The sequence below is a fragment of the Burkholderia sp. BKH01 genome, from assembly GCF_025685725.1.
Lineage (GTDB): Bacteria > Pseudomonadota > Gammaproteobacteria > Burkholderiales > Burkholderiaceae > Burkholderia > Burkholderia pyrrocinia_C.
The window spans coordinates 38708-63380 of sequence record NZ_JAOTQT010000034.1 but is presented as its reverse complement, the minus strand read 5'-3'; the positions used below and the strand labels follow the sequence as shown (position 1 = coordinate 63380).

Sequence of the window (24673 nt, the reverse complement as noted above, 5' to 3'; positions counted from 1 at the left end):
CGCGGCCGCCCGCTACACTTTGTCGCACGTACCGATTCGTTGCGCACGCCGACGCGTGCGCCGCCTTTGACATCGAACCGGGCCGGACACGCGCACGTCGCTCCGGCCGATCGCCCCGCACAGGAGACACGACATGCAGATCCCCAACTGGGACAACCCCGTCGGCACCGACGGCTTCGAATTCATCGAATACACGGCGCCGGACCCGAAAGCGCTCGGACAACTGTTCGAACGGATGGGTTTCACCGCGATCGCGCGCCACCGCCACAAGGACGTGACGGTCTATCGCCAGGGCGACATCAACTTCATCATCAACGCCGAACCCGATTCGTTCGCGCAACGCTTCGCGCGCCTGCACGGCCCGTCGATCTGCGCGATCGCGTTTCGCGTGCAGGACGCCGCGAAGGCATACAAGCACGCGCTCGAACTCGGCGCATGGGGTTTCGACAACAAGACGGGCCCGATGGAGCTGAACATCCCGGCGATCAAGGGCATCGGCGATTCGCTGATCTACTTCGTCGATCGCTGGCGCGGCAAGAACGGCGCGCAACCGGGCGCGATCGGCGACATCAGCATCTATGACGTCGATTTCGAGCCGATCGCCGGCGCGAACCCGAACCCGGTCGGTCACGGCCTCACCTACATCGACCACCTGACGCACAACGTGCATCGCGGCCGCATGCAGGAATGGGCCGAGTTCTACGAACGCCTGTTCAACTTCCGCGAAGTGCGCTACTTCGACATCGAAGGCAAGGTGACGGGCGTGAAGTCGAAGGCGATGACGTCGCCGTGCGGCAAGATCCGCATCCCGATCAACGAGGAAGGCTCGGACACGGCCGGCCAGATCCAGGAATACCTCGACGCGTACCACGGCGAAGGCATCCAGCATATCGCGCTCGGCACGAACGACATCTACGGCGCGGTCGACGGTCTGCGCGGCAAGGAAGTGAAGCTGCTCGACACGATCGACACGTATTACGAGCTGGTCGACCGCCGCGTGCCGAACCACGGCGAATCGCTGGACGAACTGAAGAAGCGCAAGATCCTGATCGACGGCGCGCGCGACGACCTGCTGCTGCAGATCTTCACCGAGAACCAGATCGGGCCGATCTTCTTCGAGATCATCCAGCGCAAGGGCAACCAGGGCTTCGGCGAAGGCAACTTCAAGGCGCTGTTCGAATCGATCGAGCTCGACCAGATCCGCCGCGGCGTGGTGCAGGACAAGGCCTGACGCGTCCGGCGCGCGGCGGCCCGGGGCAACCTGGCCGACCGCACGATCCGGCGGCACAAAGAAAAAGGGCGGGAATCCGAGGATTCCCGCCCTTTTTGCATTCCGGCACGGCCCGCAGGCCGCGCGACCGGATCAACGCGCGTTCGCCTTCGACTCGACGACGCGCTCGGCCGCCGGCTGCGCGACGGCATCCTGGGCCGGCACGATCTGACGCATCTGCGCGCCGGCTGCCGCCAGTGCGCTCGCGCCTTGCGCGCGCACCGGGCCGGTCATCGCGAAAAACGCGGCGGACACGATCAGGAAACTCTGGATATGACGTGTGTTCATTGCACCTCCTGTAAAACTGCCGGCGCCTCCCCGAGTGCGTCGAAACGAACCAACGCGGCCGGGCACCTCCGGCAGGCCGACAAGATTAACGGCATTTGCCCGCAGATGGCGCCGGCTTTACATGCATTTACATGATGTAACGCATCATCACGCCCTTTTTTCCTGGTGCGCCGCCGCATTCCGGCCGATGGGCGGCGGGTTTGCCCCAGTGCTACCATCGCTTAAAACCGGCCAATATGCCGGCCACTGCCGACGTGTCCACAAGACGCCGGAGCAGTCGAGTTTTGGTGATCCCAAACTGGGTGGAGGAGACTGTTAATGAATGCCCCGCTAGACGCAGGCCAACGCGCGTCGCTAGAAGCCGCGCTGAAGTCCGTCACGCTTGATGACAAATACACACTGGAACGCGGTCGCGCGTACATGAGCGGCATTCAGGCCCTCGTGCGCCTGCCGATGCTCCAGCAGGAACGCGACCGCGCCGCCGGTCTCAATACGGCCGGCTTCATCTCCGGCTATCGCGGCTCGCCGCTCGGCGGCCTCGATCTGTCGCTCTGGAAGGCCAAGCAGTATCTGGCGGCCCACCAGATCGTGTTCCAGCCCGGCATCAACGAAGATCTCGCCGCCACCGCCGTGTGGGGCTCGCAGCAGGTGAACCTGTACCCCGGCGCGAAGCACGACGGCGTGTTCGGCATGTGGTACGGCAAGGGCCCGGGCGTCGACCGCACCGGCGACGTCTTCAAGCACGCGAACTCGGCCGGCTCGTCGCAGCACGGCGGCGTGCTGGTGCTCGCCGGCGACGACCACGCAGCGAAATCGTCGACGCTCGCGCACCAGTCCGAGCACATCTTCAAGGCCTGCGGGCTGCCCGTGCTGTTCCCGTCCAACGTGCAGGAATATCTCGATTTCGGCCTGCACGGCTGGGCGATGAGCCGCTACTCGGGCCTGTGGGTCGCGCTCAAGTGCGTGACGGACGTGGTCGAATCGTCGGCGTCGGTCGACATCGACCCGCATCGCACCGAGATCGTGCTGCCGACCGACTTCATCATGCCGGACGGCGGCCTGAACATCCGCTGGCCCGACCCGCCGCTCGTGCAGGAAGCGCGGCTGCTCGACTACAAGTGGTACGCGGCGCTCGCCTATGTGCGCGCGAACAAGCTCGACCGGATCGAGATCGACTCGCCGAGCGCGCGCTTCGGGATCATGACCGGCGGCAAGGCGTACCTCGACGTGCGCCAGGCGCTGACCGACCTCGGCCTCGACGACGAAACCTGCGCGCGGATCGGCATCCGGCTCTACAAGGTCGGCTGCGTATGGCCGCTCGAAGCGCAGGGCGCGCAGGCATTCGCGCGCGGCCTCGACGAAATCCTGGTGGTCGAGGAAAAGCGCCAGATCCTCGAATACGCGATCAAGGAAGAGTTGTACAACTGGCCGGACGCGCAACGGCCGCGCGTGTTCGGCAAGTTCGACGAGAAGGACGGCGCCGGCGGCGAATGGTCGGTGCCGATGGGCAACTGGCTGCTGCCCGCGCACTACGAACTGTCGCCCGCGATCATCGCGAAGGCGATCGCGACGCGCCTCGAGAAGTTCGAGCTGCCGTCCGACGTACGCGCGCGCATCGCCGCGCGGCTCGCGGTGATCAACGCGAAGGAAATGGCGCTCGCGAAGCCGCACGTGCAGACCGAGCGCAAGCCGTGGTTCTGCTCGGGCTGCCCGCACAACACGTCGACCAACGTGCCGGAAGGCTCGCGCGCGATCGCCGGCATCGGCTGCCACTACATGACCGTGTGGATGGACCGCAGCACAAGCACCTTCAGCCAGATGGGCGGCGAAGGCGTGCCGTGGATCGGCCAGGCGCCGTTCACGGACGAGAAGCACGTGTTCGCCAACCTCGGCGACGGCACCTATTTCCACTCGGGCCTGCTGGCGGTGCGCGCGGCGATCTCGTCGAAGGCGAACATCACCTACAAGATCCTCTACAACGACGCGGTCGCGATGACGGGCGGCCAGCCGGTCGACGGCGTGCTGACGGTGCCGCAGATCACGCACCAGCTCGCGTCCGAAGGCGCGAAGAAGATCGTGATCGTCACCGACGAGCCGGAGAAGTACGACGGCCAGAAGGCGCTGCTCGCGCCGGGCGTCACGATCCATCACCGCGACCAGCTCGACGACGTGCAGCGCGAGCTGCGCGAGATCGCCGGCACGACGATCCTGATCTACGACCAGACCTGCGCAACCGAGAAGCGCCGCCGCCGCAAACGCGGCACCTATCCGGACCCGGCCAAGCGCGTCGTGATCAACGAAGCGGTGTGCGAAGGCTGCGGCGACTGCTCGGTGCAGTCGAACTGCCTGTCGGTCGAGCCGCTGGAAACCGAGTTCGGCACGAAGCGCCAGATCAACCAGTCGAGCTGCAACAAGGACTTCTCGTGCGTGAAGGGCTTCTGCCCGAGCTTCGTCACGGTCGAGGGCGGCCAGTTGAAGAAGCCGAAGGCGGTTTCGGTCGACGGCGCTGCGCTGCCGCCGATCCCGGAACCGACGCTGCCGGACATCGATCGCGCGTACGGCGTGCTCGTCACGGGCGTCGGCGGTACGGGCGTCGTCACGATCGGCGCGCTGCTCGGGATGGCCGCGCACCTCGAGAACAAGGGCGTGACCGTGCTCGACGTCACGGGCCTCGCGCAGAAGGGCGGCGCCGTGATGAGCCACGTGCAGATCTCGCACGCGCCGACCGATATCCACGCGACGCGGATCGCGATGGGCGAAGCCGACCTCGTGATCGGCTGCGATGCGATCGTCACGGCCGGCGACGAGTGCACGTCGCGGATGCGGCACGACACGACGCGCGTGGTCGTCAACAGCGCGCAGACGCCGACCGCCGAGTTCATCAAGAACCCGAACTGGGCGTTCCCCGGCCTGTCCGCGGAGAACGACATCCGCGCGGCGGCGGGTGAAGCGGTCGATTTCATCGACGCGAACCGCTTCGCGGTCGCGCTGCTCGGCGACGCGATCTACACGAACCCGTTCGTGCTCGGCTACGCGTGGCAGAAGGGCTGGCTGCCGCTCACGCTCGCATCGCTCGAACGTGCGATCGAACTGAACGCCGTGTCGGTCGAGAAGAACCGCGCGGCATTCGACTGGGGCCGGCGCGCCGCGTACGACCCGGCAAGCGTGAAGCAGGCCGCGGCCGGCGATGCGCGCCCCGCGCAAGGCGCCACCGTGATCGCGCTGCACACGAAGAAGGCGGTCGACGCGCTGATCGCGAAGCGCGTGGAATTCCTCACCGCGTACCAGAACGCCGCGTACGCATCGCGTTATGCGGCGTTCGTCGACAAGGTGCGCGCGGCCGAGCGAGCGCTGGCGGACGGCGATACGGTGCAGGAGCAACTGACCGAAGCGGTCGCGCGCAACCTGTTCAAGCTGATGGCCTACAAGGACGAATACGAGGTCGCGCGGCTGCAGTCCGACCCCGCGTTCCTCGCGCGCCTGTCCGCGCAGTTCGAAGGCGACTGGAAGCTGAAATTCCACCTCGCGCCGCCGCTGTTCGCGAAGACGGACGCGCACGGCCATCTCGTGAAGAAGGCGTACGGCCCGTGGATGATGTCGGCGTTCCGGCTGCTCGCGAAGGCGAAGTTCCTGCGCGGCACGGGGCTCGACCCGTTCGGTCGTACCGAGGAACGCCGCACCGAGCGCGCGCTGATCGGCGAGTACGAAGCGCTGATCGGCGAAGTGCTTGGCAGGCTGAACACGGCCAACCGCCCGCTCGCACTCGAGCTCGCGGCGCTGCCGGACGGCATCCGCGGCTACGGCCACGTGAAGGAGAACAACCTGCGCGCGGTACGCCAGAAGTGGAACACGCTGCTCGCGAAGTGGCGTTCGCCGGCCGGCGGCCAGTCCCACCAGCAGGTCGCGTAACGGCGCGCGGCGGGCGTTCGCGGTTCGGACACCTGCCCGCGCCGGCAGCGGATCACGATAAAAAAACGCCACGGAACGCAGGTTCCGTGGCGTTTTTCATTGCGCCGCGCCTGAAGCGCGGCACACGCGGGCGCGAACTTACTTCGTGTTCACGTTCGCGGCGGCAACGGCCGTCATGTTGATGATCCGGCGCACGGTCGCGGCCGGCGTCAGGATGTGGACCGGCTGCGCGGCGCCGAGCAGGAACGGGCCGACCGTCACGCCTTCGCCGCCGACCATCTTCAGCAGGTTGTACGCGATGTTCGCGGCTTCGACGTTCGGCATGATCAGCAGGTTCGCCTCGCCTGACAGCGTCGTGCCCGGGAATGCCTGCTTGCGGATCACTTCCGACAGCGCCGCGTCGCCGTGCATTTCGCCGTCGACTTCCAGGTTCGGCGCACGTTCGACGATCAGCTTGCGAGCCTCGGCCATGCGGCGCGACGACGCCGACGGCGCGCTGCCGAAGTTCGAGTTCGACAGCAGCGCGGCCTTCGGCGCGATGCCGAAGCGCTCGATCTCGGCCGCGGCCTGGATCGTCATGTCGGCGAGCTGTTCGGCGCTCGGCTGCTCGTTCACGTACGTGTCGCACAGGAACAGGTTGCGGCCCGGCAGCATCAGCAGGTTCATCGCGGCGAAGTGCTCGGCGCCCTTCGCGCGGCCCAGCACCTGCTCGATGAACTTCAGGTGGCTGTGGAACGTGTCGATCATCCCGCAGATCATCCCGTCCGCGTCGCCCAGGTGCACGAGCATCGCGCCGATCAGCGTGTTGAACTTGCGCATCGCGGCCTTCGCGACTTCCGGCGTCACGCCGTCGCGCGCAGCGATGTCGTGGTACGCCTGCCAGTAGCGGTGATAGCGCGTGTCGTCTTCCGGATTGACGATCTCGAAATCGACACCGGCCTTCAGCTTCGAGCCGATCTTCGCGAGGCGCATCTCGACGACCGACGGACGGCCGACGATGATCGGCAGCGCGATCTTTTCCTGCAGCACGAACTGCGCGGCGCGCAGCACGCGCTCGTCCTCGCCCTCGGCGAACACGATACGTGCCTGCTTCTTCTTCGCGGTCGCGAACACCGGGCGCATCACCATGCCGGTGCGGTAGACGGTCGCGCCGAGTTGCTCGCGGTATGCGTCCATGTCCTGGATCGGACGCGTCGCGACGCCCGAATCCATCGCGGCCTGTGCGACGGCCGGCGCGATCTTGATGATCAGGCGCGGGTCGAACGGCTTCGGAATCAGGTAGTCCGGCCCGAACTCGAGCGAGTGGCCTTCATACGCCTTCGCGACTTCCTCGCTCTGGTCGGTTTCCTGGGCCAGCTCGGCGATCGCGCGCACGCACGCGAGCTTCATTTCTTCCGTGATCGTCGTCGCGCCGACGTCGAGCGCGCCGCGGAAGATGAACGGGAAGCACAGCACGTTGTTGACCTGGTTCGGGTAGTCCGAACGGCCGGTCGCGACGATCGCGTCCGGGCGCACGGCCTTCGCGTCTTCCGGGCGGATTTCCGGTTCCGGGTTCGCGAGCGCCAGGATCAGCGGCCGGTCGCCCATCGTCTTGACCATGTCCTGCTTCAGCACGCCCGCGCTCGAGCAGCCGAGGAACACGTCCGCGCCGACGATCGCATCGGCGAGCGTGCGCGCGTCGGTGGTCGCCGCATAACGCTGCTTCGACGGATCGAGATTGCCGCGCCCTTCGTAGATCACGCCCTTCGAATCGGCAACGAGGATGTTCGACTTCGTCAGGCCGAGGTTCACCAGCAGGTCCAGGCACGCGATGGCCGCGGCGCCGGCGCCCGAGCACACGAGCTTCACTTCGGACAGCTTCTTGCCGACGACCTTCAGGCCGTTCAGGATCGCGGCCGACGCGATGATCGCGGTGCCGTGCTGGTCATCGTGGAAAACGGGGATCTTCATGCGCTCGCGCAGCTTCTGCTCGATGTAGAAGCATTCCGGCGCCTTGATGTCCTCAAGGTTGATGCCGCCGAGCGTCGGCTCGAGCATCGCGATCGCCTCGACGAGCTTGTCGGGGTCGGACTCCGACAGTTCGATGTCGAACACGTCGATGCCCGCGAATTTCTTGAAGAGGCAGCCCTTGCCTTCCATCACCGGCTTCGCGGCGAGCGGGCCGATGTTGCCGAGGCCGAGCACGGCCGTGCCGTTCGTGATGACGCCGACGAGGTTGCCGCGCGACGTGTACTTCTGCGCGTCGAGCGGATCGGCGTGGATCGCCTCGCACGCCGCGGCGACGCCCGGCGAATACGCGAGCGACAGATCGAGCTGGTTCGACAGCGGCTTGGTCGGGGTGACCGAAATCTTGCCGGGTTTCGGGTTCAGGTGATAAGCGAGAGCGGCCTGCTTCAGTTGTTCGTCCATGATTGACCTGCGAGAGACATGCGAAATTTTGACGGTTCAGTACACAGCACCTTCGGCCGCGTCTGCTTGAATCGAGGGGATGGTCGACTGAGAGACGGCACGCGACGCGCCGGGTCGGCGCGCCATCGAACCTTGGCGGGTGGCAAGAGGAAAGTACAAAGTACTGAACGATTTCTAAGGGTCGCCTAGTGTACACCCCGCGCATGACACATGTTGGTGCAGCGCCGCATCCCCGGCATCGGGGCGCCGCGGTCGGTCCCCGTTTGTTTCGCCAGTGGTGAGCCGCACCGCGAACCTGCGCGAATTCCGCCGAAAACCAGCCTGAATCGGGTAAAATAGCGGGCTACGCGCGCAGCGATGCGATTGGCCCTCCGATCGCGCCCCGGCCCCCTGGGCAGGTTCCCCTTGCTGCGCCACCGGGCCCGCGCCCGCTCCTCGCTCAACACCCAAGGAATGCCCATGACAGGCTACGATCGTCAGTCGATCTCGGATACGACCGCCAAAATCCTGCTCGAAGTGCAGGCGGTGCACTTCAACGCCGAAAAACCGTTCATCTTCACGTCCGGCTGGGCAAGCCCCGTCTATATCGACTGCCGCAAGCTGATCTCGTATCCGCGCGTGCGCCGTGCACTGATGGAAATGGCGGAAACGACGATCACGCGCGACATCGGCTTCGAGCAGATCGACGCGGTGGCGGGCGGCGAGACGGCCGGCATCCCGTTCGCGGCATGGATCGCGGACCGGATGATGGTGCCGATGCAGTACGTGCGCAAGAAGCCGAAGGGTTTCGGCCGCAACGCGCAGATCGAAGGCCATCTGGAAGAAGGCTCGCGCGTGCTGCTGGTGGAAGACCTGACGACCGACAGCCGCAGCAAGATCAACTTCGTCAACGCGCTGCGCACCGCGGGCGCGACGGTGAACCATTGCTTCGTGCTGTTCCACTACGACATCTTCAAGGAAAGCGTGTCGGTCCTGAAGGACATCGACGTCGACCTGCACGCGCTGGCGACGTGGTGGGACGTGCTGCGCGTCGCGAAGGCATCGGGCTACTTCGAAACGAAGACGCTCGACGAAGTCGAGAAGTTCCTGCACGCGCCGGCCGAGTGGTCGGCCGCGCACGGCGGCGCGACGGGCGCCCAGGAGTGAGACGCCGCGCCGGCATGCATGCCGGCGCCCTGGCTGAAAAAGCCGCCTGCTTCATCGCAGGCGGTTTTTTTTCGTCCGTCGCTTCACGCAATGACCGATCTCAATCGCCGGCCCCGGTGTGCGTCGCTCATCGAACCCTAATGCTAGACTTGATCCATCGCCGCCATCAGCTACGCGGGCAACGCACAACGCCAACAACGCCGGGAGCATCAGTCCGGCCCACGTGACGGGAGAAGCGCCATATGCGTGTGGATCGCCGGATCACTCCGCCTGCGCCATCGGGTCGCCCGTCTCCGTTTCTCGCCCTCCTCCTTTGCAGCGCCGTCTTCGCGGCGCCGCCCGCCCATGCGGAAGGCCCGTTCACCGTGTCGAGCGACGACCTGACGCCCGGCGGGCACGTCCGCGCCGCGAACGTGTTCGACCGCGGCGACTGCAAGGGCGCGAACCGCTCGCCGCAACTCGCGTGGCACAACCCGCCGCCCGGCACGCGCAGCTACGCGGTCACGATCTTCGATCCCGACGCGCCCGGGCGCGGCTGGTGGCACTGGGCGGTGGCGGGCATCCCGGCCACGGTCACGAGCCTGCCCGCCGACGCGAGCGCGTCCGGCTTCCTGCGACGCATCGGCGCGATCGAGGCGCGCAACGACTTCGGGATCGACGGTTACGGCGGCCCGTGCCCGCCGCCCGGCAAGCCGCACCGTTACGTGATCACCGTCTACGCGCTGAAGGGCAGCGACCTGCGCATCGCACAGGGCCGCCCCGCGCCGATGTTCGAGCACGAGATCGGCACGCTCGCGATCGGCAACGCTCAATTCACGGTCAACTACGGGCAGTGACCACGGTAACGGGCGCCACGCGCCGCCATGTCGCGATTGCCGGCCGCCGCGAATTTCGGTGCGCCGCATGCGCGCGTTTTCCCGTCATTTCGGCTTGCTAGACTCGTCGTCACCGGTCGCGGCATCACTCGCCGCGCATCCGTCGCGCCGCCCGCCGGCGACGCGTGACCCGGCAGGCCGCTGCGGCCGCCGTTCCCGTCCCTTTCCGGAGAACGCTTCATGTCGAACATCGTCATCGTCTATCACAGCGGCTACGGTCACACGCAGAAACTGGCCGAGGCCGTTCACGCGGGCGCTCAGGACGCCGGCGCGACCGTACGCCTGATCGCCGTCGGCGACCTCGACGACGCGGGCTGGGCCGCCCTCGACGCGGCCGACGCGATCGTCTTCGGCGCGCCAACCTACATGGGCGGCCCGTCGGCACAGTTCAAGCAGTTTGCCGACGCGACGTCGAAAGCGTGGTTCACGCAGAAGTGGAAGGACAAGATCGCCGCGGGCTTCACGAACTCCGCGACGATGAACGGCGACAAGTTCTCGACGATTCAATATTTCGTCACCCTGTCGATGCAGCATGGGATGGTGTGGGTCGGCACGAGCCTGATGCCGGCCAACTCGAAGGCGGCCACGCGCAACGACATCAACTACCTCGGCGGCTCCACGGGCCTGCTCGCGCAGTCGCCGGCGGATGCAACACCCGACGAAGGCCCGCTGCCGGGCGACCTCGAGACCGGGAAGGTATTTGGCCGGCGCATCGCCGAAGCGACTGCCCGCTGGGTTGCCGGCAACCGCTGAGCCCGCCCCGGCGCCCGCGCCGTCAGGCATCAAAGGGACACAAGGCGGCCCGCCGGCCGCCTTTTTTTCGCCCCGCGCGGTGCAGGCGCGCCGGATGACGTCTTAAAATGGCGGTCTCCGGGCGCGGGCCCCCGTTTCATCCAGTGAGAGCGAAATGAGCACCAAAGTTTTTGTCGACGGCCAGGAAGGCACGACCGGCCTCAAGATCTTCGAATACCTGTCGGCACGCCACGACATCGAGATCCTGCGCATCGATGAAGCGAAGCGCAAGGACGTCGACGAGCGCCGCCGCCTGATCAACGCGTCGGACGTCACGTTCCTGTGCCTGCCGGACGTCGCGTCGCGCGAATCGGCATCGCTCGTCGAGAACCCGAACACGACGCTGATCGACGCGAGCACCGCGTTCCGCACGAACGCCGACTGGGCCTACGGCCTGCCCGAACTGACCCGCGCGCAGCGCGAGAAGATTCGCACGTCGAAGCGCATCGCAGTGCCGGGCTGCCACGCATCGGCCTTCGTGCTCGCGATGCGTCCGCTCGTCGATGCGGGCATCGTCGCGCCGACGTTCGCCGCGCACAGCTACTCGATCACCGGCTACAGCGGCGGCGGCAAGTCGATGATCGCCGACTACGAAAACGCGGCACCGGGCGGCAAGCTCGCGAGTCCGCGCCCGTATGCGCTCGGCCTCGCGCACAAGCACCTGCCGGAAATGGCTGCACACACGGGCCTCGCGAACCCGCCGATCTTCACGCCGATCGTCGGCCCGTTCCTGAAGGGCCTCGCGGTGACGACCTACTTCACGCCCGAACAGCTTGCGAAGCGCGCGACGCCGCAGGACGTGCAGCGCGTGTTCGCCGAGTACTACGCGGACGAAGCGTTCGTGCGCGTCGCGCCGTTCGACGCGGACGCGAACCTCGACAGCGGCTTCTTCGACGTGCAGGCGAACAACGACACGAACCGTGTCGACCTGTTCGTGTTCGGCAACGAAGAGCGCTTCGTCACGGTCGCACGCCTCGACAACCTCGGCAAGGGTGCGTCGGGCGCCGCGATCCAGTGCATGAACCTCAACATCGGTGCGGCCGAGGATGCGGGCCTCACGCGCTGATCATCCTCTCTTGCGATGCAAAGCCGGCCGCTGGCCGGCTTTTTATTTACCCGTATCACGCAATGAATAAAATCCTGTTCGCGCATTTACAAATATTTACAAGCTTTCCATTGCGCGATTACCAGCGGATTAACTCCACCCTTCTTTCTCCAGTCAATCCCGAATAGGGATAAACCGGATACCGCCGCTTTAAACGCTGCCGTTGTGCGCGGGAAGGTTCTTCGCCAGCCTTCCGCGCGTGGCACATCCCCCACTCCGGCAGCTTTTGCCAGCCCCTCGCGCGTTTTAATTCTTACTGAATTCCGCGTCGTACAAGGATTCAAAACACGACATCCGTTTCAATCGCCTTTTTTAGACGAGTTCATCAATTGACAGCAAAAATCAAGGCAGCGACATTAGCTCGCACAATTAAACGATTGGAGACAGCGGCATGTCGCACGCCTTATCGAAGGGGGTGGCAACGGCCTTTGCCATTGCCCCTTTCCTGGTTGCATGTGGTGGAGGGGATTCCGGCGGCGCGCTCGCGCCGATCAATGCGCCCCAATGTTCCGGATCGAGCTGCGGCACGCAAGGGCCGCCGCCGTCACAGCCCGTCAACGGTTCGCTTTGTCCGGCCAACGCCGACATCGTGAAGAGCACGTATCTCGGCGGTGCCGGTAGCGGCGAGATCGTCAGCGTCAACATCGACGCGGTCGCGATGACGTACACGCTCAAGTGGCTCGAATCGCCGATTCCGCTGAAGACGGGCACCGTCACGCCCAGCCGCGTCGGCACGACGATCACCGGCAAGGTCATCCACCCGCCGACCGGCACGCTGCCGACCGCCGAGCAGACGCGCTGCGCGTTCGTCCTCACGCCGGGCTCGGGCCCCGCGCCGGACGGCTCGACCTATTCGACGGCCGCCGACTTCAACCAGGCGAACCCGCCGATGCTGCTCGTCGGCATGGGCGTCGCGGGCGGCGGCATCCCCGGCGCGACGATCCAGTACGACGGGCTGACGATCATCCCGGGCCTCGTGCAGAACGTCGGCCAGGTACCGAACCGCCACTTCGATTTCTATCCGTTCCTCGGCTTCGCGAACACGACGACCGACCTGTCGAAGCTGCCGGGCACGTACAACGCGCTGATCTACCATCTCGTGCCGTCGAGCAACTACGCGACGAAAGGATCGAACTCGAGCGAGACGTTCGATGCGAACGGCGCGTGCACGTCGACCGGTTCGGGCGGCTGCCAGACGACCGGCGATCCGTGGAAGACAAGCGCGAACGGCGGCTACTTCGACAGCACGAAGGCACCGCAGATCCTGCCGCAGACGCAACTGCCGATCGTTGGCGCGACCGGCAAGTCGGCGACCGCGCACATGGTGATCGGCCAGCTCAACGGCGCGACGGTGCCGGTGATCGTGCGCACGGGCAACGTGAACCTCGGCACGCCGCCGCTGCACACCGACGCGCAGGTCGACGACGAATCGGGCATCGCGGTGCTCGGCGCGGCGACGGCAATCACGTCGGGCGCGATCGACGGCGGCTACGCGGGCGCGGATTCGAACTTCAAGTACACGGCTGCGCTGATCCGCGGCAGCAACGCGTCGTTCATCAACCCGACCACGCAGGCCGAGGAGGACGGCTTCACGCTCGACTACGGCCAGGCGACGCCGGGCCTGCTGAACGCGAAGACGACGCCGCCGAGCGGCGCGACCTACCCGTCCGCTTCGGGCGTGTTGATCGCGACGGGCGGGCTGTACGCGGCACTCGTGCAGGGCACGGTGAACGGCGGCGTCACGTCGACGTCGGCGAACTCGACGACTTCGTCGACACCGTACTTCGGCGTGGGTGCGCAGATCAGCAAGTAGCGATCGGGAACGCGGCGGCGGCACACCCGCCGCCGCGCGACGGACGAAGCGCATGGCACGGCGCACGCAGGACGAGCACAAGCAACAGAAGCGGCCGACAGGGAGCTGGCCGCCACACAAGACAAATCTGGAGGAGCAACATGAAGCGCAACCTCATTCTGGCGGCGGCCCTTGCCGCCCCCCTTCTTTCCGCCTGCGGCGGCGGCAGCGACAACCCGCCCCCGCTCGTCGAGGATCGGCTCTGTCCTGCGTCGCTCGACTACAGCACCGTGTTTACGGGCGGCGCGGGCAGCGGCGAACTCGCCAAGGTCCAGCTCGACACGACCAAGATGACCTGGCAGGTCACCTACATCGAATCGGCGGTTCCGCAAACGACCGGCACCGTCGTGCCGACCCGCGCGGGCACCGTCGACAGCGGCACGCTCACGCAGGAAACGCTGCTGCCGACCAACAAGCTGAACCAGTGCGCGTTCCGCCTGAACGGCGCGAGCCTCGACTCGACGCGCCCGGCGCGGATCTTCGTCGGCTTCGGCGTCGCCGGCGGCACGATTCCCGGCAAGGAAATCCAGTTCGGCGGCGTGCTCGGCCAGGCCGCGGTGCCCGACACGAAATTCCCGTACTACCCGTTCATCGGCTTCTCGTCGATCGAGACCAACATCGCGAACGTCGCGGGCACGTACAGCCATGTCGGCTTCGGCGAGGTGCCGTCGCAGAACTTCGCGCCCGCGTCGATCGACGCGAAGGTGACGATCAACGCGGACGGCTCGTGGACCAAGTGCGACACGACTGGCCAGTTCGCCGGCGGCGCGTGCACGCAGCAGGGCACGAACTTCGTGCAGTCCGCGGACGGCAGCGGCGCGTTCCAGTCGAACAACTACCAGAGCCAGTTGAAGCCGACGCTGTCGGCGACGCCGCAGGGCAAGGGCTTCATGATCGTCGGCAAGCTGCGCAACCAGCTCGTGCCGATCCTCGTGCGCACCGGCGTCGCGAACCCGAACCCGACGCCGGACCGCAACGGCGTGCCGGGCCTCACCGCCGACGACGAATCGAGCATCTCGATCCTCGCGCCGCAGACGGCGGTCGCGGCCGGCTCGCAGAACGGCGAGTACATCGGCGTCGACAGCGAGTTCAACTACCGGACCACCGCGCTGATCAACACCCAGGCGACGCTGCTCGATCCGTTTCAGCCGTCGCAGGCCTCGCTCACGCGAGTGCTCGACCTCGACTACACGCAGAAGGTGCCGGGCACGGTCACGACGATCCACACGGGTTCGGGCAGCACGTCGCCGACCGGCAAGTTCATCTTCTCGGGTGGCGTGTTCGGTTTCCTCGATAACGCGGGATCGACGCCGTATTTCACGATCGGCGCGTTCGTCCAGTAAGCGGAGGGAAGCCGTGATGAAGAAAACCCTTCTCTGCGCGGCGGCCGGCGCCGCCGCACTGGCGCCGCTCGCGGCGCACGCGCAGAGCGCCGGCAGCAACGTCGTCACGCTGGGCTGGTTCCACGTGATGCCGCAGCAAAGCAGCACGCCGATGACGACCAACGTCGCGCCGACGCCGATCAACACGCCGCTGCGGCTGCCGCCGTCGTTCACGTCGCCGGGCACCGGGTTGCGCACGAGCGGCGCCGACACCGTCGGCCTGACGATCAGCCACTTCCTGACCGACCACATCGCGGTCACGTCGGTGGCCGGCGTGCCGCCGGTGTTCAAGGTGTCGGGCCAGGGCACGATCAAGCCGCCCGGCCCGGCCGGCGCGCTCGGCACGCAGAACATCGGGCTCGCGTCGGTCAACCCGATCGTGAAGAGCGTGCGGCAGTGGAGCCCGGCCGTGCTGCTGCAGTACTACTTCGGGCAGGCGACCGCGAAATTCCGGCCGTTCCTCGGCCTCGGCGTGTCGTACAACTGGTTCAGCGACCTGCAGCTCAACACGAACTTCATCAAGCAGACGCAGGACAACCTCGGCGCGATTCTCGCGGCGGGCGCGGGCAAGCCGGGTACGACATCGGTAGAGGCGAAGGCGTCGTCGTCATGGCAGCCAGTGTTCAACGCGGGCCTGCAGTACAACATGACCGAGCATTTCGGGCTGATCGCGTCGGTGACGTACATCCCGCTGAAGACGACGTCGACGGTGACGATCAAGGCGGCCGACGGTTCGGTGCTCTCCGAGTCGAAATCGGACCTGAAGGCCGACCCGATCATCAGCTACGTCGGGATGACGTACAAGTTCTGAGCCCGGCGACGGACCACGAACGGAAAGCCGCGGCAAAATCGCAGGCAAAAAAAAGCCCGCCTAAGAGGCGGGCTGAATCCATATCAGAGGAGACATGGAGGAGACAGGTGCAACTATAGCGAATCGGTTTCCGCAATGCAACATTTCCGTAGAGAAAATAAGGATTTTCCCTCGAATGCTGCCTCTAGTTCGTTTCCACTGCATCTGACCCCTTCCCGTTCTCCCGGTCGAGCACCTCACCCAGCGCGTCGCGCAGTAGCGCGACGGGCCGCACCAGCCGGCCCGGCAGCGCGCCGTGCACGATCCACACGTTGATCCGCGTCTCCAGCCCCGCCGTTTCCACCACCCTCAGCGCAGCGCGATGCGCGCTTCGCGCCAGCGCGTTCGGCGGCGCAATGCCGATTCCGGCGCCGCGCGCGACGAGCGACAGCTGCAGCTCCGAGCCGAACGCCTCGACCGCGACGTCGAACGGCAGCCCGGCCGCGCCGAGCGCGCGGCTCAGCGCCGAACGCATCCCACAGCCGTCCTGGCTCAGCACCCACGGAAAACCCGACAGCGTGTCGAGCGACAGCGGACCGTCCGGCAGCGGGAAGTCGCGCGCGGCGACGAGCACCGTCGGCTGCGTGGCGAGCAGCGTCGCCGTGAAAGCGTCGGGCAGCACCGCGCTCGCCGGCACCATCACGGCCGCGACGTCGAGCGTGCCGCGCTCGATGCCCTGCATCAGCGCCGGCGACCAGCCGGCCGTCACGCGCAGCGTCAGGCGCGGGAATGCGTCGCGCAGCCGGTCGATCGGCCGCTCGAGCGCCAGCTCGGACAGGAACGGCGGGACGCCGATGCGCAACTCGCCCGACGGCTCGCTGTCCGGCGCGCCCGCCGCCATCAGCTCGTCGACCGCGCCCAGCACGTTGCGCGCGAGCGCGTAGACGTCGCGCCCGGCGGCGGTCGGCTTCAGCGGCTTGCTTTGCCGTTCGAGCAGCGGCATGCCGAGCAGCGTTTCGAGATTCTGCACGCGCCGCGTCAGGCCCGGCTGCGTCAGATGGAGCTTCGCGGCAGCGGCGACCATCGACCCACTGTCGACCACCGCGACGAACGCCAGGAGATCACGCGTATTCAAAACAAACTCGCATAATCATGTTAGACATATTTCAATTGTCGCATAAACATCGGCCGCCTACGATGGGAATTCCTTCGACCCACACCCCAGGCTTCCGATGAACTGCCCTGCCGACTCCTGTCCCGCCGCCGTTCGCACGCCCGTCGACGCGCCGCCCGCGCTGAGCGCGGGCATGACGCTGTTCTTCGCCGCGACGGTCGGCGTGATCGTGATGGACCTGTTCGCCGCGCAACCGCTGACAGGCCCGATCAGCGCCGACCTGCACCTGCCGGCGGGCCTCGCCGGCCTCGTCGCGATGCTGCCGCAGCTCGGCTACGCGGCCGGGCTCGTGTTGCTCGTGCCGCTGGTCGACCTGCTCGAAAATCGCCGCCTGATCGTCACGACGCTCGTCGCATGCGCGGCCGCGCTCGCGCTGCCCGCGTTCACGCGGTCGGGCACCGTGTTCCTGCTGGCGACGCTCGCCGCCGGCGCCGCGTCGAGCGTGATCCAGATGCTCGTGCCGATGGCCGCTTCGATGGCACCCGAAGCGCAGCGCGGCCGCGCGGTCGGCAACGTGATGAGCGGACTGATGCTCGGCATCCTGCTGTCGCGGCCGCTCGCGAGCCTGATCGCGGGTACGGCCGGCTGGCGCGCGTTCTACGCGCTGGCCGCGCTCGCGAACGCGGCGATCGCCGTCGTGCTCGCGCTGCGCCTGCCGTCGCGCACGCCGTCGATCACGGCCGGCTACCGCGCGCTGCTCGCGTCGATGGGGCGCCTGCTCGCCGACGAACCGGTACTGCGCCGGCATGCGCTGTCGGCCGCGCTCGCGATGGCCGCGTTCAGCGCATTCTGGACCGCCGTCGGGCTGCGGCTCGCGCAGCCGCCGTTCGGACTCGACCTGCACGGCATCGCGCTGTTCGCGTTCGCCGGCGCCAGCGGCGCGATCGTCACGCCGCTCGCCGGCCGCGCCGGCGACCGCGGCCACGGCCCGGCCGCGCAGCGGATCGCGCACGGCACGATGCTCGCGGCGCTCGTCGTGCTTGGCATCGCGGGCGCCGGCTGGTTCGGCTTCGACGCGCACGCGCATCGCGGCCTCGCGCTGGCGCTGCTTGCCGGCGGCGCGGCGCTGCTCGACGCGGGCGTCATCGTCGACCAGACGATCGGCCGCCGCGAGATCAACCTGCTGAACCCGGCCGCGCGCGGGCGCCTGAACGGGCTGTTCGTCGGGCTGTTCTTCGTCGGCGGCGCGCTCGGCGCGGCGCTCGCGGGCAGCGCGTGGGCATGGGGCGGATGGGGTGCTGTGTGCGGCGCCGGGTTCGCGTTCGCCGGTGCGGCGGCCACGTTCGGCCTCTCGGCCGGGCGTGGGGCCGGCGCGACGGCGTTGACTCGCCCGCGTGCATGAGCGGATGTGAAGCGGACGCGAAAAGACGAACGCCCCGCCCCCTTGCGAGGGGCGGGGCGTTCGGCGCGCCTGAGTCAGTCGGGAATCAGTGACGGACCAGCGCCATCATCGCGCCGAAGCCGACGAACAACCCGCCCGTCAGCCGGTTGAAGATCTTCGCGACACTCTGGCTCTTCAGCGTCGCGCCGATGCGCGTGCCGAACGACGCGTAGACGAGATACCAGCTCACCTCGATCACCGCGAACGTGACGACGAGGATGCCGAACTGCGGCAGCGTCGGCTCGGCCGCGTTGATGAACTGCGGCAGCAGCGCGGCCGCGAACAGGATCGCCTTCGGGTTGCTGCCGGCGACCAGGAAGCCGTTGCGGAACAACACCCAGCGCGACGCCGGTACTGCCTGGCGCGGCACGGTTTCGACGTCGGCGGCCGACGGCGCGTCGTCGACGCGTGCGCGCCACGCCTTCACGCCGAGATAGATCAGGTAGGCCGCGCCCGCGAAGCGCAGCGCGTTGAACATCGCCGGCCACGCTTCGAGAAACACGCCGAGGCCCGCCGCCGACACCGACAGCATCAGCACCAGCGCGCTCAGGCAGCCGGCCATCGTCGACGACGAGCGCCGCAGCCCGTGCCGCGCGCCGTGCGTCATCACGAGCAGCATGTTCGGGCCCGGAATCGCCGACACGACGAACACCGTCGCCATGAAAAGCCACCACGTATGCAAGTTCATACCCGCCTCTGCGTGAAAGAAAAAAGAAAGACGAAGCGTCGATTATGCCGCGCGCGCCACGCTTCTGTCGCGCCCGGGGTCAGCGGCCCGCGCGGCGCAGCGCGACTTCGCCGAGCACCGCGAAATCCTGCTCGCCGCCGCCGTGCGCGAGCGCATCGAGCAGGCTGTCGCGCACGACGCTCGCCACCGGCAGCGGCACCGACGTGGCGTCGCCGGCCTCCAGCGCGAGCCGGACGTCCTTCAGCCCGAGGCGCGCCTTGAAGCGCGCGGGCTCGTAACGCCGCTCGGCGATCATCGAACCGTAGCCTTCGTAAACAGGCCCCGGAAACACGCTGCTCGTGATCACGTCGAGGAAGTCGCGCATCGCGACGCCGTGCGCGCCGAGCAGCGCGGACGCCTCGCCGAGCGTCTCGATCGCCGACGCGAGCGTGAAGTTCGCCGCGATCTTCGCGATGTTCGCGTGCTGCGGCAGCGAACCGAACCGCCAGGTCTTCTGGCCGATCGCGTCGAACAGCGGCTGCACGCGGTCGATCGCCTCGGCCGGGCCGCCCGCCATGATCGTCAGGCGTGCGGCGGCCGCGACGTCGGGCCGCCCCATCACCGGCGCGGAGACGTAGTCGATGCCGCGCGACGCGTGCGCATGCGCGAGCGATTCGGCGAGCGCGACCGACACCGTCGCCATGTTCACGTGGATCAGGCCGCGCGGCGCCTGCGCGAGCAATGCGTCGTCAAACACGGCGCGCGCAGCCGCGTCGTCGCCGAGCATCGAGAACACGGCATCGCCCCGAAATGCGTCGACCGGCGTGTCGACGATCTGCGCGCCGAATGCCGCGAGCGGCTCGGCACGCTCGCGCGACCGGTTCCAGACCCGCACCGTGTGCCCCGCCTTCAGCAGGTTCGTCGCAACCGCCTGCCCCATTTCGCCCAGCCCGATAAACCCGAGATCCATTGCCCGCTCCTTCGCTCCGTGAAGCCGCGAGTTAAACACAGATGCCGGCCGTCTGCAGCGCCTGCCGCCGGCCGCGCGCGGTGCGATACTGCACTGATGGCGACCGCGACCTTCCGCTTCCACGGCGAACTGAACGCCTTTCTTCCGCGCGCGCGGCGCGACCGCGCGTTCGGGCACGCGTGCGCGTGCGATGCGACGGTGAAGCATGCGATCGAGGCGCTTGGCATCCCGCATACCGAAATCGGCCGGCTCCGCGTGAACGACGCGCCGGCCGCGCTCGACCGGCCGCTCGACGACGGCGACCGTGTCGAAGCCTTTCCGGAGCGCGCGCAGCGGGCTGCGAACACGGCAACGGCGCCGCAATCGGAGCAATGGCGCTTCGTCGCCGATGCGCATCTCGGCGGCCTCGCGCAACTGCTGCGCCTTGCGGGCTTCGACACCTGCTACGACAACCACTACCGCGACGACGAGCTCGCTGCGCTCGCGGGCCGCGAGGGCCGGATCGTGCTGACCCGCGACCGAGAGCTGCTCAAGCGGCGCGCGGTCGCGCGCGGCTGCTACCTGCACGCGGTGCTGCCGGGCGACCAGCTACGCGAACTGTTCGAACGGCTCGATCTCGCGCCGCACATGCGGCCGTTCCGGCTGTGCCTGCGCTGCAATGCGCCGCTGCATCCGCTCGACGCGGAGGCCGCCGCGCCGCACGTGCCGGACGGCGTCCGGCAGCGGCACCGGCGCTTTGCCGCGTGCGACGTGTGCCGGCGCGTGTTCTGGGAAGGCTCGCACTGGCGGCGCATGCGTTCGGTGGTCGACGCAATGCGCGCGCCCGCGCCTCTGTCCGGCCCCGGCGACGCCTGAAAAAACAAAACCCCGCATGCCGGAGCATGCGGGGTTTTTCGACGGACGGCCGGCAGTGCCGGCCCCGGCCGAGGCGCTTAGTTTGCCGCGCCCTTGTCGTTCGTGCCGGCTGCCGAAGCGGCGGCGGCCTTTGCCTTGCCCTTGGCCGAACCGTGTTGCTTCAGCTGGTGCTTCGGCTTGCTGTGATCCTTCTTCATCGGTGCCGAAGCGGGAGCCATCGCGTCAGCTGCCGGCGCGGACGCCTGTGCGAATGCCGAAACCGATGCGAGTGCGAATGCTGCGGTCATGATCGAAGCGAGCGTCTTCTTCATTGTTCTTCCTTTAGCGGAGAAAAAATCAAACGTACCGGTAAGAGATGCGAGGCATTCGCATCGGAACGCCAGTCGCGCCGGGGGTTCCGGTCGCCGCCGGGCGGCCGGCTTGCGCCGTTTCGCCGCGACAAAGACTGACGTACTGGCTCCATAACGCGCTGCCTTCGCGGCAAGTTGACACACGGCTTGCGCCTCGCGGGTTTTCCCCGAGGACGCCGGTTTCCGCCCGCCCCGGCACGCGTGTCCGGCATCGAGCGGCCCGCCCGCCGGCAGCCGCGGCGGCCCGGCAAACCGGCTCTCGCGCGCTGCCCCGCGACGCTATACTGGGCGTCCATCCGTCCCTTTCCCCGGAAACCGGATCGCGGCCGGTCGCCAGACCGCCGCCGTCGCGAGGCGCTCAAATTGCCCGATCACAATCTGGACAAACTGAAAATCGACCGGCGTCCAATCGCACCGGCGCCACGCCGGCGCCGGTGGGCCCGCTATGCGGTCGCCGCCGCGATCGCCATCGTCGCGATCGTCGCCGGCGTCGCGCTCACCGGCCGGCCGACGGTCGAAACGACGTCCGTCACGTCCGCCTACCCGTACCAGAACGACGCGCAACTCAATGCGACCGGCTACGTCGTGCCGCAGCGCAAGGCCGCGGTCGCGTCAAAGGGCCAGGGGCGCGTCGAATGGCTCGGCGTGCTCGAGGGCACCCGCGTGAAGAAGGATGAAATCATCGCGCGCCTCGAAAGCCGCGACGTCGAGGCGTCGCGGGCACAGGCGCTCGCGCAGGCGAAGGTCGCCCGCGCGAACCTCGGCGTGCAGCAGGCCGAGCTGAAGGACGCCGAAATCGCGTTGCGCCGCACCGCGGCGCTCGCGCCGAAGGGCGCCGTGCCGGCCGCGCAGCTCGACATCGACACGGCCCGCGTGAACAAGGCTCGCGCGTCGCTCAGCAGCGGCGAGGCCGCGATCGCGTCCGCCGACGCCAACGCACAGGCCGCGCAGGTCGCCGTCGACCAGACGGTGATCCGCGCGCCGTTCGACGGCATCGTGCTCGCGAAGCATGCGAACGTCGGCGACAACATCACGCCGTTCTCGTCCGCGTCGGACAGCAAGGGCGCGGTCGTGACGATCGCCGACATGGACACGCTCGAAGTCGAGGCCGACGTCGCCGAATCGAACATCGCGAAGATCCGTGCCGAGCAGCCGTGCGAGATCCAGCTCGACGCGCTGCCCGACATGCGCTTCGCGGGCCGCGTGTCGCGCATCGTGCCGACCGTCGACCGCTCGAAGGCCACCGTGCTCGTGAAGGTGCGCTTCGTCGACCGCGACGACCGCGTGCTGCCAGACATGAGCGCGAAGATCGCGTTCCTGTCGAAGCCCGTGTCGGCGCAGGACCGGCAGCCCGTGACGGCCGTGCAGGCGAGCGCCGTCGTCGAGCGCGACGGCCGGCCGGTCGTGTTCGTCGTGAAGGACGACACCGTGCGCGCGGCGGCCGTGACGACGGGCATGCGGATCGGCGAGCTGGTCGCGATCCGCGGCGTGAAACCCGGCGACACGGTCGTGCTCGCGCCGGGCGCGAAACTGAAGGACGGTGCGAAAGTGACCGTCGCGAAGAAGTAGCGCCAGCGTGAACGACACGCCGCCGCCCCTCGTCGAGCTCAGCCACGTCGCGAAGTCGTACCGGCGCGGCAACCAGATCGTGCCCGTGCTGACCGACATCACGCTCGACATCGGCGAAGGCGACTTCGTCGCGCTGATGGGGCCGTCGGGCTCCGGCAAGAGCACGCTGCTGAACCTGGTGGCCGGCATCGACCGGCCCGACAGCGGCGAGTTGCGCGTGGGCGGCCTCGACATCTCGCAGCTCGCGGAAGCGCAACTGGCCGAATGGCGCGCGGCGAACGTCGGCTTCATCTTCCAGTTCTACAACCTGATGCCGGTGCTCACCGCGTTCGAGAACGTCGAGCTGCCGCTGATGCTCACGCACCTGTCGCGCCGCGAGCGGCGCGAGCGCGTCGAGCTCGTGCTCGACATGGTGAACCTCGGCGACCGGACGACCCATTACCCGTCCGAGCTGTCGGGCGGCCAGCAGCAGCGTGTCGCGATCGCGCGTGCGCTGATCTCCGATCCCGTGCTGATCGTCGCCGACGAGCCGACCGGCGACCTCGACCGCGCGTCGGCCACCGACGTGCTCGCGATGCTGCAGCGGATGAACGCCGAGCTCGGCAAGACGATCATCATGGTGACCCACGACGCGCACGCGGCCGGCGCCGCGCGGTCGCTCGTGCATCTGGAAAAAGGGGAGCTGATCGATGGGCACGCCAGCTGACCGACTGCGGGAGCGCGCGCGATGTACGTGCTGAAGCTGATCGCGCGCAACGCGCTGCGGCACCGGCTGCGCACGCTGCTGACCGTGCTCGGGCTCACCATCGCGGTGCTGGCGTTCGGGCTGCTGCACACGGTCGTCGACGCGTGGTACGCGGGCGCGGCCGCCGCGTCCAGCGGACGGCTCGTCACGCGCAATGCGATCTCGCTCGTGTTTCCGCTGCCGGTCAGCTACGAGAACCGGATACGCGGCATCGACGGCGTGACGGCCGTGGTCCGCTCGAACTGGTTCGGCGGCATCTATCGCGACCCGAAGAACTTCTTCGCGAGCTTCGCGGTGTCGGAGAACTATCTCGACCTGTATCCGGAATTCATCGTGCCCGCGCAGCAGCGCGCCGACTATGACCGCGACCGCCGCGGCTGCCTGGTCGGGCGCCAGCTCGCGACACAGTTCGGCTTCAAGGTCGGCGACGTGATCCCGCTGAAGGGCACGATCTATCCCGGCACGTGGGATTTCGTCGTGCGTGGGATCCTCGACGGCCGCGACGACTCGACGATCACGCGCCAACTGGTGTTCCACTGGGATTACCTGAACGAGACGGTGCGCCAGCGCACGCCGAAACAGGCCGACCAGGTCGGCGTATTCGTGCTCGGCGTCGCGAACCCCGACGACGGCGCGACGATCGCGCGCAACGTCGACGCCGTGTTCAAGAACTCGCTCGCCGAGACGCTGACCGAGACCGAGCAGGCGTTCCAGCTCGGCTTCGTCGCGATGTCGAACCAGATCATCGCGGCGATCCGCCTGGTGTCGTACGTGGTGATCCTGATCATCATGGCCGTGATGGCCAACGCGATGGCGATGAGCGCGCGCGAACGCACGGCCGAATACGCGACGCTGAAGGCGCTCGGCTTCGGCCCCGGTTTCCTCGCGCTGATCGTGTTCGGCGAATCGGTCGTGATCGCGGTGGCCGGCGGCGGGCTCGGGATTCTCGCGACGCCGCCCGCCGCGAGCCTGTTCAAGCAGGCGGCCGGCGGCATCTTCCCGGTGTTCAAGGTGTCGGCCGAGACGGTCGCGCTGCAGGCCGCATGCTCGGTCGCGGTCGGCATCGCAGCCGCGATCGTGCCGGCGTGGCAGGCGGCGCGCGTGCGCGTCGTCGAAGGCCTGCGGGCGATCGGATAGACACGCG

The 24673-nt window shown here is 67.7% G+C and carries 20 protein-coding genes; 14 read left to right on the top strand and 6 right to left on the bottom strand.

The genetic code is table 11. From position 1 onward, the window contains the following. Window positions 1–133 precede the first annotated feature (133 nt). Window positions 134–1231 carry a 4-hydroxyphenylpyruvate dioxygenase gene (hppD, locus tag OEJ37_RS31955; RefSeq protein ID WP_034183958.1) on the top strand — a complete coding sequence of 366 codons (1098 nt, stop codon included), beginning with the start codon at window positions 134–136 and terminating at the stop codon, window positions 1229–1231. A 132-nt stretch (window positions 1232–1363) separates the two neighbouring features. On the opposite strand, the gene OEJ37_RS31950 is transcribed toward hppD, so the two are convergent. Next, window positions 1364–1558 (bottom strand): hypothetical protein, encoded by a 195-nt coding sequence (locus OEJ37_RS31950; RefSeq protein WP_174421958.1) that lies wholly within the window; start codon window positions 1556–1558, stop codon window positions 1364–1366. Between the two features lie 318 nt (window positions 1559–1876). On the opposite strand from OEJ37_RS31950, the gene OEJ37_RS31945 reads away from it, so the two are divergent. Then, window positions 1877–5467: an indolepyruvate ferredoxin oxidoreductase family protein gene (locus OEJ37_RS31945; RefSeq protein WP_263348901.1), complete on the top strand. Its 3591-nt coding sequence runs from the start codon at window positions 1877–1879 to the stop codon at window positions 5465–5467. Between the two features lie 138 nt (window positions 5468–5605). Here OEJ37_RS31945 and OEJ37_RS31940 read toward each other — a convergent pair whose 3' ends face one another. Beyond that, window positions 5606–7876, bottom strand: a complete 2271-nt coding sequence (locus OEJ37_RS31940; protein WP_175920845.1) for an NADP-dependent malic enzyme — start codon at window positions 7874–7876, stop codon at window positions 5606–5608. 459 nt (window positions 7877–8335) lie between these two features. Between OEJ37_RS31940 and OEJ37_RS31935 the strand changes: the two genes are divergently transcribed. The 7 genes from OEJ37_RS31935 to OEJ37_RS31905 all read left to right on the top strand — a co-directional run bounded on the left by OEJ37_RS31935 (window position 8336) and on the right by OEJ37_RS31905 (window position 15839). Continuing rightward, window positions 8336–9022 (top strand): orotate phosphoribosyltransferase, encoded by a 687-nt coding sequence (locus tag OEJ37_RS31935; protein ID WP_034183954.1) that lies wholly within the window; start codon window positions 8336–8338, stop codon window positions 9020–9022. 242 nt (window positions 9023–9264) lie between these two features. Continuing rightward, window positions 9265–9858 (top strand): YbhB/YbcL family Raf kinase inhibitor-like protein, encoded by a 594-nt coding sequence (locus OEJ37_RS31930; protein WP_175920843.1) that lies wholly within the window; start codon window positions 9265–9267, stop codon window positions 9856–9858. Between the two features lie 219 nt (window positions 9859–10077). After that, window positions 10078–10650, top strand: coding sequence for a flavodoxin family protein (locus OEJ37_RS31925; RefSeq protein WP_174421962.1), 573 nt, complete (start codon window positions 10078–10080; stop codon window positions 10648–10650). Between the two features lie 154 nt (window positions 10651–10804). Beyond that, window positions 10805–11755: an N-acetyl-gamma-glutamyl-phosphate reductase gene (argC, locus tag OEJ37_RS31920; protein WP_174421963.1), complete on the top strand. Its 951-nt coding sequence runs from the start codon at window positions 10805–10807 to the stop codon at window positions 11753–11755. A gap of 430 nt (window positions 11756–12185) precedes the next feature. Then, complete coding sequence (locus OEJ37_RS31915; protein WP_263348894.1) at window positions 12186–13607, top strand: DUF2957 domain-containing protein; 1422 nt, start codon at window positions 12186–12188, stop codon at window positions 13605–13607. Window positions 13608–13747: 140 nt separating this feature from the next. Continuing rightward, on the top strand, window positions 13748–14989 hold the full coding sequence (locus OEJ37_RS31910) for a DUF2957 domain-containing protein (protein WP_263348892.1): 1242 nt from the start codon (window positions 13748–13750) through the stop codon (window positions 14987–14989). 16 nt (window positions 14990–15005) lie between these two features. Continuing rightward, the gene (locus OEJ37_RS31905) at window positions 15006–15839 is read left to right on the top strand and encodes an OmpW/AlkL family protein (RefSeq protein ID WP_174421966.1); all 834 of its coding nucleotides are present in this window, start codon (window positions 15006–15008) and stop codon (window positions 15837–15839) included. Between the two features lie 184 nt (window positions 15840–16023). On the opposite strand, the gene OEJ37_RS31900 is transcribed toward OEJ37_RS31905, so the two are convergent. After that, window positions 16024–16953 (bottom strand): LysR family transcriptional regulator, encoded by a 930-nt coding sequence (locus tag OEJ37_RS31900; RefSeq protein ID WP_263348891.1) that lies wholly within the window; start codon window positions 16951–16953, stop codon window positions 16024–16026. A gap of 97 nt (window positions 16954–17050) precedes the next feature. On the opposite strand from OEJ37_RS31900, the gene OEJ37_RS31895 reads away from it, so the two are divergent. Further along, the gene (locus OEJ37_RS31895; RefSeq protein WP_263348889.1) at window positions 17051–18334 is read left to right on the top strand and encodes an MFS transporter; all 1284 of its coding nucleotides are present in this window, start codon (window positions 17051–17053) and stop codon (window positions 18332–18334) included. Between the two features lie 85 nt (window positions 18335–18419). Here OEJ37_RS31895 and OEJ37_RS31890 read toward each other — a convergent pair whose 3' ends face one another. Together OEJ37_RS31890 and OEJ37_RS31885 are read right to left on the bottom strand one after the other, a co-directional pair. Further along, window positions 18420–19061: a LysE family translocator gene (locus OEJ37_RS31890; RefSeq protein WP_263348887.1), complete on the bottom strand. Its 642-nt coding sequence runs from the start codon at window positions 19059–19061 to the stop codon at window positions 18420–18422. Window positions 19062–19140: 79 nt separating this feature from the next. Further along, window positions 19141–20217: an NAD(P)-dependent oxidoreductase gene (locus OEJ37_RS31885; protein ID WP_263348884.1), complete on the bottom strand. Its 1077-nt coding sequence runs from the start codon at window positions 20215–20217 to the stop codon at window positions 19141–19143. Here OEJ37_RS31885 and OEJ37_RS31880 point away from each other — a divergent pair. Further along, on the top strand, window positions 20107–20865 hold the full coding sequence (locus OEJ37_RS31880) for a Mut7-C ubiquitin/RNAse domain-containing protein (protein ID WP_263348880.1): 759 nt from the start codon (window positions 20107–20109) through the stop codon (window positions 20863–20865). The genes OEJ37_RS31885 and OEJ37_RS31880 overlap by 111 nt on opposite strands. A 77-nt stretch (window positions 20866–20942) precedes the next feature. Here OEJ37_RS31880 and OEJ37_RS31875 read toward each other — a convergent pair whose 3' ends face one another. Further along, entirely contained in the window at window positions 20943–21359 is a 417-nt protein-coding gene (locus OEJ37_RS31875; protein WP_263348879.1) for a hypothetical protein, read from the bottom strand. Between the two features lie 219 nt (window positions 21360–21578). Between OEJ37_RS31875 and OEJ37_RS31870 the strand changes: the two genes are divergently transcribed. From OEJ37_RS31870 to OEJ37_RS31860, 3 genes are read left to right on the top strand one after another with little or no spacing between them, the layout of a single operon-like run. Further along, window positions 21579–22784, top strand: coding sequence for an efflux RND transporter periplasmic adaptor subunit (locus OEJ37_RS31870; protein ID WP_263348877.1), 1206 nt, complete (start codon window positions 21579–21581; stop codon window positions 22782–22784). A gap of 7 nt (window positions 22785–22791) precedes the next feature. Further along, complete coding sequence (locus tag OEJ37_RS31865; RefSeq protein ID WP_263348874.1) at window positions 22792–23490, top strand: ABC transporter ATP-binding protein; 699 nt, start codon at window positions 22792–22794, stop codon at window positions 23488–23490. 21 nt (window positions 23491–23511) lie between these two features. After that, complete coding sequence (locus tag OEJ37_RS31860; protein WP_175920832.1) at window positions 23512–24666, top strand: ABC transporter permease; 1155 nt, start codon at window positions 23512–23514, stop codon at window positions 24664–24666. Window positions 24667–24673: the final 7 nt, after the last annotated feature.

What these genes read in the sequence shown, in the direction of transcription:
- hppD (WP_034183958.1), top strand. Translation starts at nt 134, where the DNA reads ATGCAGATCCCCAACTGGGACAACCCCGTCGGCACCGACGGCTTCGAA.
- OEJ37_RS31950 (WP_174421958.1), bottom strand. Translation starts at nt 1,558, where the DNA reads ATGAACACACGTCATATCCAGAGTTTCCTGATCGTGTCCGCCGCGTTT.
- OEJ37_RS31945 (WP_263348901.1), top strand. Translation starts at nt 1,877, where the DNA reads ATGAATGCCCCGCTAGACGCAGGCCAACGCGCGTCGCTAGAAGCCGCG.
- OEJ37_RS31940 (WP_175920845.1), bottom strand. Translation starts at nt 7,876, where the DNA reads ATGGACGAACAACTGAAGCAGGCCGCTCTCGCTTATCACCTGAACCCG.
- OEJ37_RS31935 (WP_034183954.1), top strand. Translation starts at nt 8,336, where the DNA reads ATGACAGGCTACGATCGTCAGTCGATCTCGGATACGACCGCCAAAATC.
- OEJ37_RS31930 (WP_175920843.1), top strand. Translation starts at nt 9,265, where the DNA reads ATGCGTGTGGATCGCCGGATCACTCCGCCTGCGCCATCGGGTCGCCCG.
- OEJ37_RS31925 (WP_174421962.1), top strand. Translation starts at nt 10,078, where the DNA reads ATGTCGAACATCGTCATCGTCTATCACAGCGGCTACGGTCACACGCAG.
- argC (WP_174421963.1), top strand. Translation starts at nt 10,805, where the DNA reads ATGAGCACCAAAGTTTTTGTCGACGGCCAGGAAGGCACGACCGGCCTC.
- OEJ37_RS31915 (WP_263348894.1), top strand. Translation starts at nt 12,186, where the DNA reads ATGTCGCACGCCTTATCGAAGGGGGTGGCAACGGCCTTTGCCATTGCC.
- OEJ37_RS31910 (WP_263348892.1), top strand. Translation starts at nt 13,748, where the DNA reads ATGAAGCGCAACCTCATTCTGGCGGCGGCCCTTGCCGCCCCCCTTCTT.
- OEJ37_RS31905 (WP_174421966.1), top strand. Translation starts at nt 15,006, where the DNA reads ATGAAGAAAACCCTTCTCTGCGCGGCGGCCGGCGCCGCCGCACTGGCG.
- OEJ37_RS31895 (WP_263348889.1), top strand. Translation starts at nt 17,051, where the DNA reads ATGAACTGCCCTGCCGACTCCTGTCCCGCCGCCGTTCGCACGCCCGTC.
- OEJ37_RS31890 (WP_263348887.1), bottom strand. Translation starts at nt 19,061, where the DNA reads ATGAACTTGCATACGTGGTGGCTTTTCATGGCGACGGTGTTCGTCGTG.
- OEJ37_RS31880 (WP_263348880.1), top strand. Translation starts at nt 20,107, where the DNA reads ATGGCGACCGCGACCTTCCGCTTCCACGGCGAACTGAACGCCTTTCTT.
- OEJ37_RS31885 (WP_263348884.1), bottom strand. Translation starts at nt 20,217, where the DNA reads ATGCTTCACCGTCGCATCGCACGCGCACGCGTGCCCGAACGCGCGGTC.
- OEJ37_RS31860 (WP_175920832.1), top strand. Translation starts at nt 23,512, where the DNA reads ATGTACGTGCTGAAGCTGATCGCGCGCAACGCGCTGCGGCACCGGCTG.